Raw genomic sequence first — 14752 nt, forward strand, 5'->3', positions numbered from 1 at the left:
GCAGGCGCCCGGCCGACGCGCCGAGGCCGACCCGTTCGAGTTCGGCCGCGACCTGCGCCGCCCGCTCGGCGGCGGGCAGGTCGCGAAGACCGAAGCCGACATTCTCGGCCACCGTCAGCCAGGGGAACAGCCGCGCCTCCTGAAAGACGACGCCGACATGGGGATGGGGCTCGGCGATCACCTCGCCGTCGACCAGAACCTGGCCCGTGGTCGGCCGGTCGAGACCGGCGATCAGGCGCAGCAGCGTGCTCTTGCCGCAGCCCGAGCCGCCGACCACGGCGAGGATCTCGCCCGCCTCGACCTGCAGCTCGATGCCGGACAGGGCGCGGGTGCCGTCCTCATAGGTCTTGCCGAGGTTGCGGATGGTCAGCATGTCAATTCCTTCCGCCGAAGGCGTCCTGCCAGCGCAGCCAGGGCCGCGTCAGCACGACGAGGATAGCGTCTGTCAGCTTGCCAAGGACGGCGAAAATCACGATCGCCCCCAGGATCTGGTCGGGCTTGCCCAATTGCTGGCCATCGACCAGCAGATAGCCGAGGCCTTCCGAGGCGCCCATGATTTCGGCCGCGACAACGAACATCCAGCCAAGGCCAAGACCGCTGCGCAGGGACAGCACCACAGCGGGCAGGATCGCCGGCAGCAGCACCCGCCAGACAAGGGCGACGCCCTTCAGCCGGAACACCCGGCCGACCTCGACGATCTTGCGATCGACCGACAGGATCGAGCCGGAAACCCCGAGATAGACGGGAAAGACAACGCCAACGGCGATGAGCGCGATTTTCGACGGCTCGAAGATCCCGAGCCAGAGAATGAACAGTGGCACCCAGGCCAGCGACGGAATGGAGCGCAGCGCCTGCAGCGAAGGATCGACGAGGTCGCGGAACAGCCGGGCGTAACCGGCCGCAGCCCCCAGCAGGATGCCGATGGCCGCGCCGGTGCCGAAGCCAAGGCCAACCCGGCCGAGGGTGGCGCCGATATGCGTCGCCAGCTCGCCCCCGGTCGTCAGCGCCCACAGGCTCCCGAAGATGCGCGACGGCGGCGGCAGCAGACGGCCGTTGGCCCAGCCGGCATCGACCGCGACCTGCCAGCCCACCGCGAGGAGAAGCGGCAGGACCAGCCCCAGCAGCGGCCCCCGCAGCCGCAGGGCACGGCGCGGTGGCGGGGATGCGGCGGGGAAGTCGAGATCGATGCTGGTCATGGCTCGTGCCTTTAGCGGGCGGCGAGGTTGAAGCGTTCGTCGATCAGGGCGTCGACCACCGCCTTCACATCGACCTCGGGCTTCACGACACCGGCCGCCTGCAGGGCGAGGCCGGCGCCGAGGATGGTTTCCTTCTGGGCGGCGCCGATCTTGCTGCTCGACAGGTCGGTGCGTGTCAGCTGGCGGGCGATCACCGGATCCGGCAGCTTGGCGATGGCGACGAGGGATGCCGCCAGTTCCGCCGGATTGGCGATCGCATACAGCCGGGCCTTCTCGTAAACGGCCAGCACGCGGGAGACGATCCGCGGCCTCTCGCTGGCGAAGCTCTCGGGCGTGTTCAGGACGCCGTAGGTGTTCCAGTCCGGCTTGCGGAAGAACAGCACGGCGCCATCGGCCACTTCCGCCCCGGCCATGATCGGGTCGAGCCCGGCCCAGGCATCGACATCGCCGCGCAAGAGCGCCGCCTTGCCGTCGCCATGCTGGAGGAGGACGAGCTGGATGTCGGCCTCCTTGAGGCCGGCCTCGGCCAGGGCGCGGATCAGGAAGATATGGGGATCGGTGCCGCGGGTGACGGCGACGCGCTTGCCCTTGAGGTCGGCCGGCGTCTTGATCCCGGTGTCGGCGCGGGTGACCAGCGCCGTCCATTCCGGCCGGGAATAGACATAGACCGAGCGCACCGGATTGCCGTTGATGCGCGAGACCAGCGCCGCCGCCCCGGCGGAGGAGCCGAAGTGGAGCGAGCCGGCATTGAGGAATTCCAGCGCCTTGTTGGAGCCGAGGGACTGGACCCAGCGGATGGCGATGCCGTCGGCTTTGAATTCCTCCTCCAGCCAGCCCTTGTCCTTGAGGAGGATCGAGACCGGATTATAGGTCGCGAAGTCGATGTTGATCGTATCGAGGCCTGCCGCCCGGACAGGACGGCGGTGGGCGGCGAGCAGGCCGGCGGCGCCGAGACCGGCGAGGACGAGGCGGCGGCTGGGACGAAGACTGGACATGAGCTGATTCCGGGCAAAAGGGGGGCGCTGACGGCCGGTGGCGGCCGCCCTGGTCTGGGCTTTTGTCGAGGGCGCCGCCCGGATGTCCGGCGGCGCGGGGTCAGCTACATCGCCGGCTGTTCGGCGGACGCGGCGTCACGACTGGGATACCCTCGCCTGCGGCCGGATGTCGTTGGCGATGGTCTCGCCGAAGGGGCCGGTGTTCACTTTCCCTTGCGCGACATTCGGCACGTCATGGGCCAGCGGCAGCAGCGGGAAGACCAGTTCGGCGAAGCGATAGGCTTCCTCGAGATGCGGGTAGCCCGAGAGGACGAAACTGTCGATGCCGACGTCGATATATTCCCGCATCCGTTTCGCCACGGTCTCGGGATCGCCGACCAGGGCGGTGCCGGCGCCGCCGCGCACCAGGCCGACGCCGGCCCAGAGATTGGGCGAGACTTCGAGCTTGTCGCGCCGGCCGCCGTGCAGGGCCGACATGCGGCGCTGGCCTTCGGAATCCATGCGGGAGAAGACTTTCTGCGCCGCCGCGATGGTCGCGTCGTCGACATGGGAAATCAGCTTGTCCGCCGCCGCCCAGGCTTCCGCCGCGGTCTCGCGCACGATGACATGCAGGCGGATGCCGAAGGTGACCTTGCGCCCCTCGGCGTCGGCCAGGGCCTTGACCGCCTTCACCTTTTCGGCGACCGCGGCCGGCGGCTCGCCCCAGGTCAGATATTTGTCGACGGTTTCGGCCGCGACCTGATTGGCCTCGGGCGAGGAGCCGCCGAAATAGAGCGGCGGACCACCCGCCTGCACCGGCGGGAACAGCAGCTGGGCACCTTCGACGTGAATATGCCTGCCTTCGTAATCCACCGTCTCGCCGGCCAGCAGCCGTTTGTAGACGTGGAGGAATTCCCGCGTCACTTCGTAACGCTCGGCATGGCTGAGGAAGATGCCGTCGCCCTTGTTCTCGATCGGGTCGCCGCCGGTCACCACATTGATCAGGGCGCGGCCATTCGACAGGCGGTCGAGGGTGGCGGTCATGCGTGCCGCCAGGGTCGGTGGCTGCAGGCCCGGGCGCACGGCGACGAGAAAGCGCAGCCGCTCGGTCACCGGGATCATGGCCGAGGCGACCAGCCAGCTGTCCTCGCAGCTCTTGCCCGTCGGGATCAGCACGCCGTAATAGCCGAGCCGGTCCGCCGCCTGGGCGATCTGCTTCAGATAATCGAGATCGACCGATCGGCCGCCGATACCGGTGCCGAGATAGCGGCCGTCGCCATGGGTGGGCAGGAACCAGAAGACATTGGCCTTGCCCGAGGGGGCTTTGCCCACCGGGGCCTTGCCCGAAGCATCATCCACGAAACTCATCGCACGCCCTCCACCGAGGCATTTAGCAATTGTCTTGTGGAGTCGACGCTATTTTACAAAATATTACGAGTCCAGAATTCAGATTACATTTTTTATGTGTTTAATTATCGACGCGGCTTAGAACCGCTCGGCGCCATAGGGCGCCGGATCGATGAAGGGAGCTTCGCCCGCGATCATCTCGGCGAGGATGCGACCGGTCACCGGGCCGAGGGTGAGGCCGTGATGATTGTGGCCAAAGGCGAACCACAGGCCCTTGTGGCGGGGCGCCGGGCCGATCACCGGCTTCATGTCGGGCATACAGGGGCGCCGGCCCATCCAGGGCTCGGGATCGACATGATCGCCGAGGGGGAAGAGTTCCTTGGCCACCGGTTCAGCCCGCTCGAGCTGAATGGGACTGGGCGGCGCGTCGCGGTCGGCGAATTCGACGCCCGTGGTCAGGCGGATGCCCTTGTTCATCGGCGCCAGCAGAAAGCCCTTGTCGACGTCGAGCAGCGTATGGCCGAGCACGGCATTGCCGACCGGGGCGTAATGCATGTGATAGCCGCGCTTCACCGCCAGCGGGAAGTCGTAGCCGAAACCGCCATAGACGTCGTTGGCCCAGGGGCCGAGGGCGATCACCGCCTGATCCGCCGTGGCCGGCCCGTCGCGGGTCTCGAAGCGATAGCCGCCGCCTTCGGCCTCCAGCGTGCGGGCATCGCCGACGGCCAGCCTGCCGCCACGCTTCACGAACAGATCGGCATAGCCCTTCACCAGGGCGCTCGGATCGCGCACCGAGGCGGGATCGAGCCAGTGGACGCCGCCGACGACGACATCCTTCAGATGCGGCTCCCGCGCCTTGAGGGCGGCGGCATCGAGAATGTCGAACTTCAGGCCATGGGGGGCATAGATGTCCTTCGCCTCGTTGATCGCCTTGGCAAGGCTTTCCTCCTTGCGGAAGACCTCGATCCAGCCGACCTCGCGGATCAGATGTTCCATGCCGGCGGCGGCGATCAGCGCCTTGTGCTCCGACAGGCTGTTCTGGATCAGCGGCAGCAGTTCCTTGGAGATCTGCTTCAGCCGCTCGGGCTGGGAATGATACCAGAAGCGGAACAGCCAGGGCGCGATCTTGGGCGCGAACAAGGGATCGTAATGGGCGTCGACATTGTGGTTGAGGGCATAGCGCGCGAGGACGAGAAGGTCGCGCGGGAAGGAATAGGGCACGACGCTGGCCCGCTCGATCAACCCGGCGTTGCCGTAGGAGGTTTCCTCGCCCGGGGCGCGGCGGTCGAGCAGCGTGACCTCGCGGCCCTTGGCCTGCAGATGCAGCGCCACAGAAACGCCGACGATCCCGGCACCGAGAACCACCACATCCGACTTGCGCATAACCCCGTCATCCCCAAAGAAGCTGCACCACCCCGATCATAGACAGGTTACGGCGGGCCATGGAAGGCGACCTTCGCACATGCGGCACCCTAGCGGGGGGCATGGCCCCCTGTCCTCGTCGCTCCGGCGAAGGCCGGAGCCTTTGGACGAGTGAGGCACCTTTTTCGTCGCGAGACTCCGGCCTTCGCCGGAGTGACGACAAGGGATCTACCATGGCCCTAACGGCCGGCCTTCACCGGCCGCACCAGATGTTCGATCCAGTTGGCGATATCGCGCCAGCGCCGGGCCTTGTCCAGCACGTCGCCGTCGACGCCGAGGCGCCAGGCGAGGGTGCTGTCCGAAGGATCGGCTTCCAGCCCGTCGTAGAGGGCGATCACGGCGTCGAGCTCGGCCCGGTCGCGCACGAAGCCGCCCGCGACCATGGGCGGGCCATAGCGGCGCAGCACCGCCGCCATCTCGCCGAACGAATATTCCGGGTGGTACTGCACGCCCCAGAAGATGCCGCCGCCATGACGGATCTCGGCCGCCTGAACATCGCTGAGCGCGTTGCCGGCGAGGACGGTCATGCCGGGGGGCTGTATCTCCACCTCGTCGAGATGGACGCAGAGCGCGTCATAGACCGCCGGCCGCCCGGCCAGCAGCGGGTGGCGGGCGCCGGTCTCGTTCACCAGGATCTTGCGGGCGATGCCGATTTCCCGGCCCTTCGGATTGGCGCGGACGGAGCCGCCGGCCGCCACCGTCGCCACCTGCAGGCCCCAGCACGAGCCGAACATGGGCGTGCCCGCGCGAAAACCGGCGCGGACCAGATCGACCTGCGGCTCGATCGTGGGCCCACCGTCATAGACATTGAGGGCGGAGCCGGTGATGGCGATGCCGTCATAACTCGCGAGTTCGGATTCCCCCGGCAGATTGGCGCCCGGATCGGCCGGATAGCAGATGTCGACCGTGGCATCGGGCGCGAGGGCGCGTAGCACCCCGGCGTAAGACTCGCCCGCCGCGTTGCCGCCGGAAGCGATGGCCCTTGCGCGCCCCTCCGCCGTATTGCCTTCGACCACCAGGAGGCGCAGCGCCGATACCGCCATGGCTTGCCCTTTCGTCAGCCTGAGGCGGCGGCGAGGTCGCCCGTCACCGCCGCCCGGAAGATCTTCTCCATGTCCGCCGCCTTGGCCGGGCGTGGATTGGTGCCGGTCGAGGGGTCGTGTTCCGCCATGATGCCGATCTCGCCCGCCCGGTCGAGGCCGACCTGAAGGTCACCGAGCATGGCAGGAATGCCGAGCTGACGGCGGAAGCCGAGCAGCCAGTCGAGGACGCCGTCGAAATCCGCCCGGCGCAGGTCGAGCACCCGACCGAGCAGGGGCATTCGCGCCTCGATCGCCGGGCGGTTGAACATCATCACATAGGGCAGCAGCACCGCGTTGGCGAGGCCATGGGGCGTGTCGTAGACGACGCCGAGGGGATGGGCGATGGAATGGGTGGCGCCCAGGCCCTTCTGGAAGGCGGTCGCGCCCATGGTGGCGGCGGCCAGCATCTGGCCCCTTGCCTCGATATCGCCGCCGGTGGCGAAGGCGCGCGGCAGATACGCCTTGACGATGCGCATCCCCTCGAGGGCGATGCCGTCCGCCATCGGGTGGAAGCCCGGCGCGCAATAGGCCTCGAAACAATGGGTGAAGGCGTCGAGCCCGGTCCAGGCGGTGATATGGGGCGGCAGGCCGATGGTCAGCTCCGGATCCTCGATGACGAGGACGGGCAGCATCTTGGGGTGGAAGATGATCTTCTTCACCCCGGCCCGGCCATCGGTGATGACCCCGGCCCGCCCGACTTCCGAGCCGGTGCCGGCGGTCGTGGGCACGGCGATGACGGGGGCGATGCCGGCGGGATCGGCCCGCGTCCACCAGTCGCCCACATCCTCGAAATCCCACACCGGCCGGCTCTGTCCCGACATGAAGGCGATCAGCTTGGCGATGTCGAGGGCGGAGCCGCCGCCGAAGGCGACGACGCCGTCATGCCCGCCGGCCCGGTAGAGGGCGAGGCCGCCATCGAGATTTTCCTCGATCGGGTTGGAGCGGATATCGGCATAGAAGCCGGGGGCGAGGCCGCCGGCGCGCAGCACTTCCATCGCCCGGGCGGCGATGGCGCTGGTCTCCAGCCCCTTGTCGGTGACGAAGAAGGGTCTGGTGATGCCGGCACCCCGGCAGGCATCGGCGAGTTCGGCGATGCGCCCGGGCCCGGCGAGGATGCGGGTCGGATAATTCCAGGCGCCTTTCAGGGGGGCGGTCATGATCGGTCGTCCTTCACAGGGCGGTGCGCAGGTGGAAACTTTTCGGCCGGGTCAGATGTTCATAACCGACACGGGACAGGGTGGCGCCGCGCCCCGTGTCCTTCACCCCGGTCCAGGCCAGGGCGGGGTCGAGGTAATCGCAGCGGTTCATGAAGACGGTGCCGGTTTCCAGCCGATCGCCGATCGCCTCGGCCGCGCCCGCGTCCATGGTCCAAATCGCGGCGGTCAGGCCGTAGGGACTGTCGTTCATCAGGGTGATGGCTTCTTCGTCGGACGAGACCTTCATGATCCCGGCGACCGGGCCGAAGGTCTCCTCGGTCATCACCCGCATGGTGTGATCGACATCGACGAGGACCTGCGGCGCGAGATAGGGCGTGCCCGGCCGGTCGGCGGCGAAAGCCCTGGGATCGATCAGGGCGCGGGCACCCTGCGCCACCGCTTCGGCGACCTGGGCGCGGACGAAATCGGCGGCGCTCGCCCGCACCATGGGGCCGAGGGTGGTGGTGGCGTCGGTCGGATCGCCGAGGCGGTAGCCCCTGGCGACGGCGACGACACCTTCGACGAAGGCGTCGAACAGGCTGGCGTGGACATAGACCCGTTCGATGCCGCAGCAGCTCTGGCCCGAGTTGAAGAAGATGCCGTCGGCGATATTCTCGATCGCATGGGCGAGATCGGCATCGGCCCGGACATAGGCCGGGTCCTTGCCGCCCAACTCCAGCCCCGCCGTGGCGAAGCCACCGTCCAGCGCCCGCACCACCGCATGGCCGCCGGAGACTGAACCGGTGAAGCAGACATGGGCGATGCGCCGGTCGGCGATCAGTTTCGCCGCATCGCCATGGGACAGGTCGAGATGCTGGAACACGCCCGGCGGCAGGCCGGCGGCATCGGCCGCCGCCTGGAAGCGGTCGGCGACCAGCGGTGTCTGATGGCTGTGCTTCAGGATCACCACATTGCCGGCGGCGAGCGCGGGCACGATGGCGTTGATCGCCGTGAGATAGGGATAATTCCACGGCGCGACCACCGCGACGATGCCGAGCGGCACGCGCTTCACCGCGCGGGAAAAGCCCGGCTTCGGCCCGGGATCGACCGGCGCCAGCGCCTCTTCCGCGATGCCCAGCATGTAGCGCGCCCGCTCTTCCAGCCCCCTGACCTCGCCCGGGGTCTGGGATATCGGCCGTCCCATCTGCCAGGTGATCTCGGGCGCGATCTGCGGCCCGGCCGCGACCAGATGATCGACGAGGGCGGAGACGACGCGCAGCCGCGTGGCAAGAGGCGTCGCGGCCCAGCGCGGCGCGGACGCGTGAGCGGCGTCGAGCACGGCTTCGATCCGCGCGCCGGTGGCGAGGGGTCGTTCGACCAGCACGCGGCCGTCGACGGGACTGACGGTCTTCAACATGACCATCTCCTTCAGATGATTTCGAAATAGCGGGCCAGCTGCCAGTCGGTGATCGCGCGGCGAGCTTCCCGCTCCTCCCAGTCGCGGGTCGCCGCGTAATGCTCGACGAAGGCATCGCCGAACAGCGCCCGCGCCGGCTTCGAGCGGGCGAGCTTCGCCGCCGCCTCGCCCAGCGAGCGGGGCAGCCGGCGTTTGGCGGCATGTTTCACGGCATAGGAATTCCCGACGATGGGCGCATCCGGCTCGATCCGGTGCTCGATCCCCCAGAGGCCGGAGCCGATGGCGGCGGCGAGGGCGATATAGGGATTGATGTCGGCCGCCGCCACCCGGTATTCCACCCGCTGGCTTTTCGGGCCGCCGGGAATGACGCGCAGCGCGCAGGTGCGGTTCTCCACCCCCCAGGTCGCGTCGGTCGGCGCCCAGAAGCCCGGGATCAGCCTTGTGTAACTGTTTACGGTACAGGCGACCATGGCCAGGAATTCCGGCATCAGCGCCTGCTGGCCGCCGACGAACCAGCGCATCGTGTCGGACATATTGTGCGGCTTGCCCGGATCATGGAACAGCGGCTTGCCGTCCCGCCCCTGCAGCGAGACATGGAGATGGCCGGACTGGCCCGGCCAGTCATGGGACCATTTGGCCATGAAGGTGGCCATCAGGTCGCGGCGCTGGGCGTAGATCTTGGTGAAGGTCTTGAACAGGGCCGCCCGGTCGGCGGCCTCGAGCGCATCCCCATAGGTGATCGCGGCTTCGAGGACGCCGGCCCCGGTTTCGGTGTGCAGCCCCTCGATGGGGATGCGCAGCGCCTCGCACGCCGCGAGCAGGCCTTCGCAGAATTCCGACTGGGCCGCGGCGCGCAGCATGGAATAGCCGAAGAAGCCGGGGCTGAGGGTGCGAAGGTTGCGATAATGCTTTTCCCGCACCGAATGCGGCGTCTCGTCGAAGACGAAGAATTCGAATTCGGCCGCCGCCGTCACCTTCACGCCCATGTCGGCCGCCCGGGCCAGCACACGGCGTAAGGTACCGCGCGGGCAGACCGCCTCGGCCCTTTCGGCGAATTCGCCGAGGAACAGCAGCATGTCGCCCTCGCCCGGCACCGGACGGCAGGTTTCGGGCAGCACGCGCACCGGCGCGTCCGGATAGGCGGTGTGCCAGCCGGTGTAACTCGTATTGTCGTAGAGCTGATCGTTGGAATCCCAGCCCAGCACGACGTCGCAGAAGCCGAAACCATTGTCGAGGGCCGAGAAGAACTTGTCCCGCGACATGTATTTGCCGCGCATGATGCCATCGACATCAAAAGCTCCGACCTTCACATGGGTCAGACCACGCTCGTCGACGATCGCCTTGGCGTCTCTGATGGACGCGACGTCACCTGGCTGCATCCGTTTCTCACTCCCTGGTCGCCGAGCAGTCTGACGCCGCTTCGTGCTTGTGATCGAGCGTTCCAAAGGCGAGGCTGGAAGTCAATATTGGAACGAATGATCCAGACGGAAACAGGGCCGGCATGACGACGGAACAAGGCGACAGCATATTGGCGCGGCTGGCGGCGCTGAGCGAGGACCTGACCCCGAGGGAAGCGAGGGCGGCCGGCCATCTGGCGGCGACCTATCCCATGGCCGGGCTCGGCTCGATCGGCGCCTTCGCCCGGGGCGCCGGAGTCAGTCCGCAATCGGTGCTGCGGCTGGTCGCCAAGCTGGGCTTTCCCGGCTATGGCGCCTTTCAGGCCGCGCTGAAGCACGAGGTCGCCATGGACCTGCCCTCCCCCCTCGACCGGCTGACCGCCATGTCGAAGGGCGCGCGGGTCCATGACTTCCTCGACCGTTTCGCCAGCCGCGCGGCCGAAAACGTCGCCTCGACCTTCGCCCAGCTCTCGCGCGCCGATTTCGAGAAGGCGGCGCGGCTGCTGGCCGATCCGAAGCGCCGGCTGCAGCTGGTCGGCGGCCGCTTCACCCAGACCCTCGCCCATCTGATGGCGCTGCATCTCGACATCATCAGGGGCAACGTGCTGCGGCCCGACGCCCAGGCTCTGGCCTGGGCCGACCGGCTGGCGGACATCGGCCGCCAGGACGTCGTCATCGTCTATGACATCCGGCGTTACCAGCCGGATCTGGTGCGTTTCGCCGCCATCGCCGCCGAACAGGGCGCCGAGGTCATCCTGATGACCGACAGCCTGACCGCGCCGGCCGCCGCCCATGCCCGTCTCACCCTCGCGGCCGAGATCGGCATGGAAGGCACGTGGGATTCCGCCGCGGCCCTGCTGACAATCGGCGAGGCGCTGATCGCGCGGGTCAGCGAACTGGCCCAGCCACGGCTGAAAACGCGGCTGGCCCGGATCGAGGTCCTGCGGGCCCGGCTCAGAGGTGACGATTGAACCAATTCGCCTGCGTCGGAGCCGAGAGGTCGAACATCGCCCCCGTATAGGCATCGAAATGACCGCAGGGCAGGACAAGCAGGGATTTCGGCTCCAACGCGGTCTCATAGGCGGCCAGGGTCATGTCCGCCGGTGTCAGATGATCGTCCCGCGCGACCACCATCATCAGCGGCGTCGGGCCGATGCGGGGGATATGGGGCCAGGGTTCGTATTCGGTGAACAATTCGACGGATTCAAGGGTGACCGCATTCACCCAGCTGGTGTCCGGGTGGCTGAGGCGGTGTTTCTCGAAGAAGGCCCAGCTATCGGGCGTGGGCAGCGCGCAGGGGCCGTTGTCGCCATCGACGACGGGCATCATGGCGGGGGCCGCGCCCTTCAGCCGCGCCCGGCGGTCGGCGTCGAAATTCGCCCTGAGCCCGGCCCAGTAATCGCCCCGGATCAGCCGCCGTGCGGATTCCAGCCCGCCGACCAGCGGCACCTGCGCGACGACCGCCTTCACCCGCCGGTCGATCGCCGCGACGACGAGAACATGCCCGCCTGAATAGGACGAGCCCCAGATGCCGATGCGCGCCGGATCGACGCCCGCCAGGGTCTCGGCGTGACTGATGGCGTCGCGATAGCCCCTGATCTGGGCCACCGGATCGACATGGCCGCGCGGCGCCCCGTCGCTCGCGCCGAGGTTGCGGTGGTCATAGACCAGACAGGCGATGCCCCGCTGCGAGAAATACTCGGCGAAATCGTCGAGATGCATCTCGCGCACCGCCGAGAAGCCATGGGCCATGACGACCGTGGGGGCGGGTCCCGCGACACCCCGCGCGGGATAGAACCAGCCTCTCAGGGTGACGCCGTCTTCCGTCCTGAACTCGATGTCTTCGCGCATGTGTCCCCTCCCTCTTTTGGGGGAGGATCGGCGGTCGCCGGCCGCGCGTGATCCCCTATATGGGTGGGACGAGCCTTGCAAAGCACGAGGACGCGCTATAATCCGAGATTGTTCAGTGGCTTGTGGGAACACGCGGCGGGGCGGGACCCGCGTTTCTGGCCGAGGTGGCAAGGCATGGTGCTGGACCGGATGGTGCGTTTTTCGAGTTTCGCGGGCGAGCGGGCGGTGCAGTGGATCAGCAACGCCGTCGAGACGACGCTCTTCGCCGAGAATTTCGACGTCTCGGAACAGACGCCCTTTGACGTCGTCGTGCGCAACGGCCTGATGACCCTGCGCTATTACCCGCCGCTGAAGGAAACCTCGATCGAGGTCGGCGGCGAGACCATGCCGGTCGCGACCGCGCGCCACGCCATTCCCGTCCTGCTGGTGCCGCCGCTGGCGGCGGACCCGCTGAATTTCGATCTTCTGCCCAACCGCTCGCTGGTGAAATTCCTGCTGGCCAAGGGCTTCAAGGTCTATCTGGTCGACTTCGGCTCGCCCAAGGCGCGCCATGCCGACTATGGCCTCGCCGATTATGCCGCGCGGATGCTGCCCGATGCCATCGCGGCCTTACGCGCGCATCACGGCGGGCGCGACCTGTCGCTGCTCGGCTATTGCATGGGCGGGCTGTTCAGCCTCGTCTATCAGGGCTGGGCCGCCGATGCCGGCATCCGCAACATCGTGACCATCGCCGCGCCGATCGATTCCCGGGCGGTCGGCATGGCCGGCGGCCTCGTCGAGGCGATGCAGGTGCCGATCCGGCTCATTCGCCGCCTCACCCCGTTCCGCCTCGACAAGATCAGCGCGCGGCGTCTGATGATGCCCGGCTGGATGGCCAGCAACATCTTCAAACTGTCCAACCCCGTCGGTGTCATCCAGGGTTACGTCGATCTGCTGATGAACCTGTGGGACCGCGAATATCTGCGGGAAAACCGCACCGTGGCGAAATGGTTCAACGACATGCACGCCTATCCGGGCGGCATCGTGAAGGATTTCGTCGTCCGCGTCGGCCTCGACAATGCCCTGGCCAAGGGCCGGATCGAACTGGCGGACGGCGTGACCAGCGATTTCTCGGCCATCACCTGCCCCTATCTCGCCATCGCCGGCAAGACCGACCAGATCGTCACGCTCGACGCCGCGCGCAAGGTGATGGAGGTGGTGCCCGCCGCCGACAAGCAGTTCGCCGAAGCCCCGGGCGGCCATGCCGGCGTCTTCGCCGGATCGAAGGCCCCCGTGACCACCTGGACCATCGCCGCCGACTGGCTGGCGCTGCGCTCGGCCGCGTGAAGGCGGGGACCTCAGCCCTGCTTCTCGGCGCGGCGCTGGCCGCGCCCCTCCCCGCCGACGCCGCCTGGACCGAGACGCCGGGCGAGGTCCTGGCCATCACCAGCTTCACCCTGAAGAACGCCGGCCAGACTTTCGACAAGGCGGGCGCCACCCGTCCCGCCGACAGCAGCCGCAAGGTCGAGGTTTCGACCTATGTCCAATATGGTCTCGACGAGACCAGGACCCTGATCCTGCAACCCACCTGGACCCGTTTCGAGACGCCCTATGTCCGAGCCGAGGGCCTGTCCACCCTCAGCCTTGGCCTTCGCCAGCGCCTGCTGGCGGACGGGCCGGACGTCGTCTCGGTCCAGCCCCTGATCCGCCTGCCGCTGGCGAGCCGGGAGCGGGGCAGTCTGCTCGGCCAGGGCGAGATCGAGGGGGAGCTCCGTTTCCTCTGGGGTCATGGTTTCGATTTCGCCTTCGACAATCCCTTCGGCGAGCATCACGAGGTGACGGGCTTTACCGTGCTCGAATGGGCGCCCCGGGTGCCCGAGGGCATGGACGGCAGCCATATCGAGAATGACGCCACCCTGGGTTTCCGCGTCGATGGCGGCGATCTCGTGCTGGTTCAATTGTTCAACACCTGGCCGCTGGGCGGCCCGCACCAGCGCAAGCACCAGATCCAGCCTTCGACCGTGACCGATCTGGGCGATGGCGTCTCGGTGCAGACCGGCGTCATCTACACCTATGCCGGGGCCGATGTGCCGGTGGAACTGGGCGCCGTGCTCGGCCTGTGGCTGCGCTTCTGACCGGCTCAGCGCAGGCTGGCCAGCAGGTCGTCGAGGGCGAAGGGCTTGCGCAGGATGGCGATTTCCGGCCCCAGCAGATCACGGGCGGCCCGGCGGGAATAGCCATGGCCGCTCATGATGACGAGCCGGGTGCGAGGCTGCAGCGCCTGCATCTCCTGGGCGAGGCGAAGACCGTCGAGGATGGGCATCTCGATATCGAGCAGCATGGCGTCGGGGGTCATCGCGCTGGCGGCCAGTGCCGCGCTTTCGCCATCGCCAAGGCCCGAGGCGGCGAAGCCCGAGGCCGCCAGCCCCTGCACCAATTCCTCGCGCAGGGCCACGTCATCCTCGACCACCAGAATCCGGCGCGGCATCGCCTCCATGCCCGCTCCCCACGGCTTTTCGGCTTTTCAAAGCCAAGTCGTATCATACTATTCTATGCAGCTGTAGGAGGATCGACGGCGGTGGCCATCGATCGATGCGGGGTTCGGGGTGGGCAATGGCGATTTCCGGCGGCGTGACGGCGGGCCTGATCGGCCTGGCGGCGGCAATTCTGACCTGGCGACGACAGCGGCATCGACGGCGGGAAGCCGCGATCTGACCCGTGTCACCGCGACAGAATGAAAAAGAAGGCCCGGGGCATCGGGACTTCGCCGCGACCCTGGCCGGACCGGGCGGCGATCTGCTGGTGGGGCGCGGTCTGATTTCACCATCGCTGCGCGAGACCGCGATCGAAACCGCGCGCCGCCACCGGGCCGATGCCGTCGACAGCCTGTTCGGCCTGACCGCCTGCCGGGCGTCGCGGGCGGAGATCGCCGCCGCGCTGGCGGCTGGCCT

Annotated in this window: 15 protein-coding genes; 4 read left to right on the forward strand and 11 right to left on the reverse strand. The window is 67.9% G+C overall.

Annotated features, from left to right (window positions below; genetic code table 11):
• From WAZ62_RS01080 to WAZ62_RS01120, 9 genes are all read right to left on the reverse strand, one after another.
• Positions 1-373: ATP-binding cassette domain-containing protein (locus WAZ62_RS01080; protein ID WP_422641682.1), on the reverse strand; the 373-nt coding region annotated here is incomplete at its 3' end.
• A 1-nt stretch (position 374) separates the two neighbouring features.
• Complete coding sequence (locus tag WAZ62_RS01085) at positions 375-1196, reverse strand: ABC transporter permease (protein WP_422641683.1); 822 nt, start codon at positions 1194-1196, stop codon at positions 375-377.
• An 11-nt stretch (positions 1197-1207) separates the two neighbouring features.
• Positions 1208-2191, reverse strand: a complete 984-nt coding sequence (locus tag WAZ62_RS01090) for an aliphatic sulfonate ABC transporter substrate-binding protein (protein WP_422641684.1) — start codon at positions 2189-2191, stop codon at positions 1208-1210.
• Between the two features lie 135 nt (positions 2192-2326).
• On the reverse strand, positions 2327-3538 hold the full coding sequence (ssuD, locus tag WAZ62_RS01095; RefSeq protein ID WP_422641685.1) for an FMNH2-dependent alkanesulfonate monooxygenase: 1212 nt from the start codon (positions 3536-3538) through the stop codon (positions 2327-2329).
• 117 nt (positions 3539-3655) lie between these two features.
• Positions 3656-4900: an NAD(P)/FAD-dependent oxidoreductase gene (locus WAZ62_RS01100; RefSeq protein ID WP_422641686.1), complete on the reverse strand. Its 1245-nt coding sequence runs from the start codon at positions 4898-4900 to the stop codon at positions 3656-3658.
• Positions 4901-5118: 218 nt separating this feature from the next.
• Complete coding sequence (locus tag WAZ62_RS01105) at positions 5119-5982, reverse strand: type 1 glutamine amidotransferase (RefSeq protein WP_422641687.1); 864 nt, start codon at positions 5980-5982, stop codon at positions 5119-5121.
• Between the two features lie 14 nt (positions 5983-5996).
• Entirely contained in the window at positions 5997-7178 is a 1182-nt protein-coding gene (locus WAZ62_RS01110; protein ID WP_422641688.1) for an iron-containing alcohol dehydrogenase, read from the reverse strand.
• Between the two features lie 13 nt (positions 7179-7191).
• Complete coding sequence (locus tag WAZ62_RS01115) at positions 7192-8574, reverse strand: aldehyde dehydrogenase family protein (RefSeq protein ID WP_422641689.1); 1383 nt, start codon at positions 8572-8574, stop codon at positions 7192-7194.
• An 11-nt stretch (positions 8575-8585) separates the two neighbouring features.
• Complete coding sequence (locus WAZ62_RS01120) at positions 8586-9953, reverse strand: glutamine synthetase family protein (protein WP_422641690.1); 1368 nt, start codon at positions 9951-9953, stop codon at positions 8586-8588.
• Between the two features lie 122 nt (positions 9954-10075).
• Between WAZ62_RS01120 and WAZ62_RS01125 the strand changes: the two genes are divergently transcribed.
• Positions 10076-10942 carry a MurR/RpiR family transcriptional regulator gene (locus tag WAZ62_RS01125; RefSeq protein ID WP_422641691.1) on the forward strand — a complete coding sequence of 289 codons (867 nt, stop codon included), beginning with the start codon at positions 10076-10078 and terminating at the stop codon, positions 10940-10942.
• Here WAZ62_RS01125 and WAZ62_RS01130 read toward each other — a convergent pair.
• The gene (locus WAZ62_RS01130) at positions 10926-11822 is read right to left on the reverse strand and encodes an alpha/beta hydrolase (protein ID WP_422641692.1); all 897 of its coding nucleotides are present in this window, start codon (positions 11820-11822) and stop codon (positions 10926-10928) included. The genes WAZ62_RS01125 and WAZ62_RS01130 overlap by 17 nt on opposite strands.
• Before the next feature lie 174 nt (positions 11823-11996).
• On the opposite strand from WAZ62_RS01130, the gene WAZ62_RS01135 reads away from it, so the two are divergent.
• Together WAZ62_RS01135 and WAZ62_RS01140 are read left to right on the forward strand one after the other, a co-directional pair.
• Entirely contained in the window at positions 11997-13148 is a 1152-nt protein-coding gene (locus WAZ62_RS01135) for an alpha/beta fold hydrolase (RefSeq protein ID WP_422641693.1), read from the forward strand.
• Complete coding sequence (locus WAZ62_RS01140; protein ID WP_422641694.1) at positions 13145-13936, forward strand: hypothetical protein; 792 nt, start codon at positions 13145-13147, stop codon at positions 13934-13936. Before WAZ62_RS01135 ends, WAZ62_RS01140 begins: the two co-directional genes overlap by 4 nt.
• 5 nt (positions 13937-13941) lie before the next feature.
• On the opposite strand, the gene WAZ62_RS01145 is transcribed toward WAZ62_RS01140, so the two are convergent.
• A complete protein-coding gene (locus tag WAZ62_RS01145; protein WP_422641695.1) occupies positions 13942-14298 on the reverse strand; it encodes a response regulator in 357 nt (118 codons plus the stop codon).
• 221 nt (positions 14299-14519) lie between these two features.
• On the opposite strand from WAZ62_RS01145, the gene WAZ62_RS01150 reads away from it, so the two are divergent.
• A partial coding sequence (locus WAZ62_RS01150; RefSeq protein ID WP_422641696.1) for a hypothetical protein occupies positions 14520-14752 on the forward strand: 233 nt, incomplete at its 3' end.

The sequence above is a fragment of the Zavarzinia sp. genome (assembly GCF_049306435.1).
Lineage (GTDB): Bacteria > Pseudomonadota > Alphaproteobacteria > Zavarziniales > Zavarziniaceae > Zavarzinia.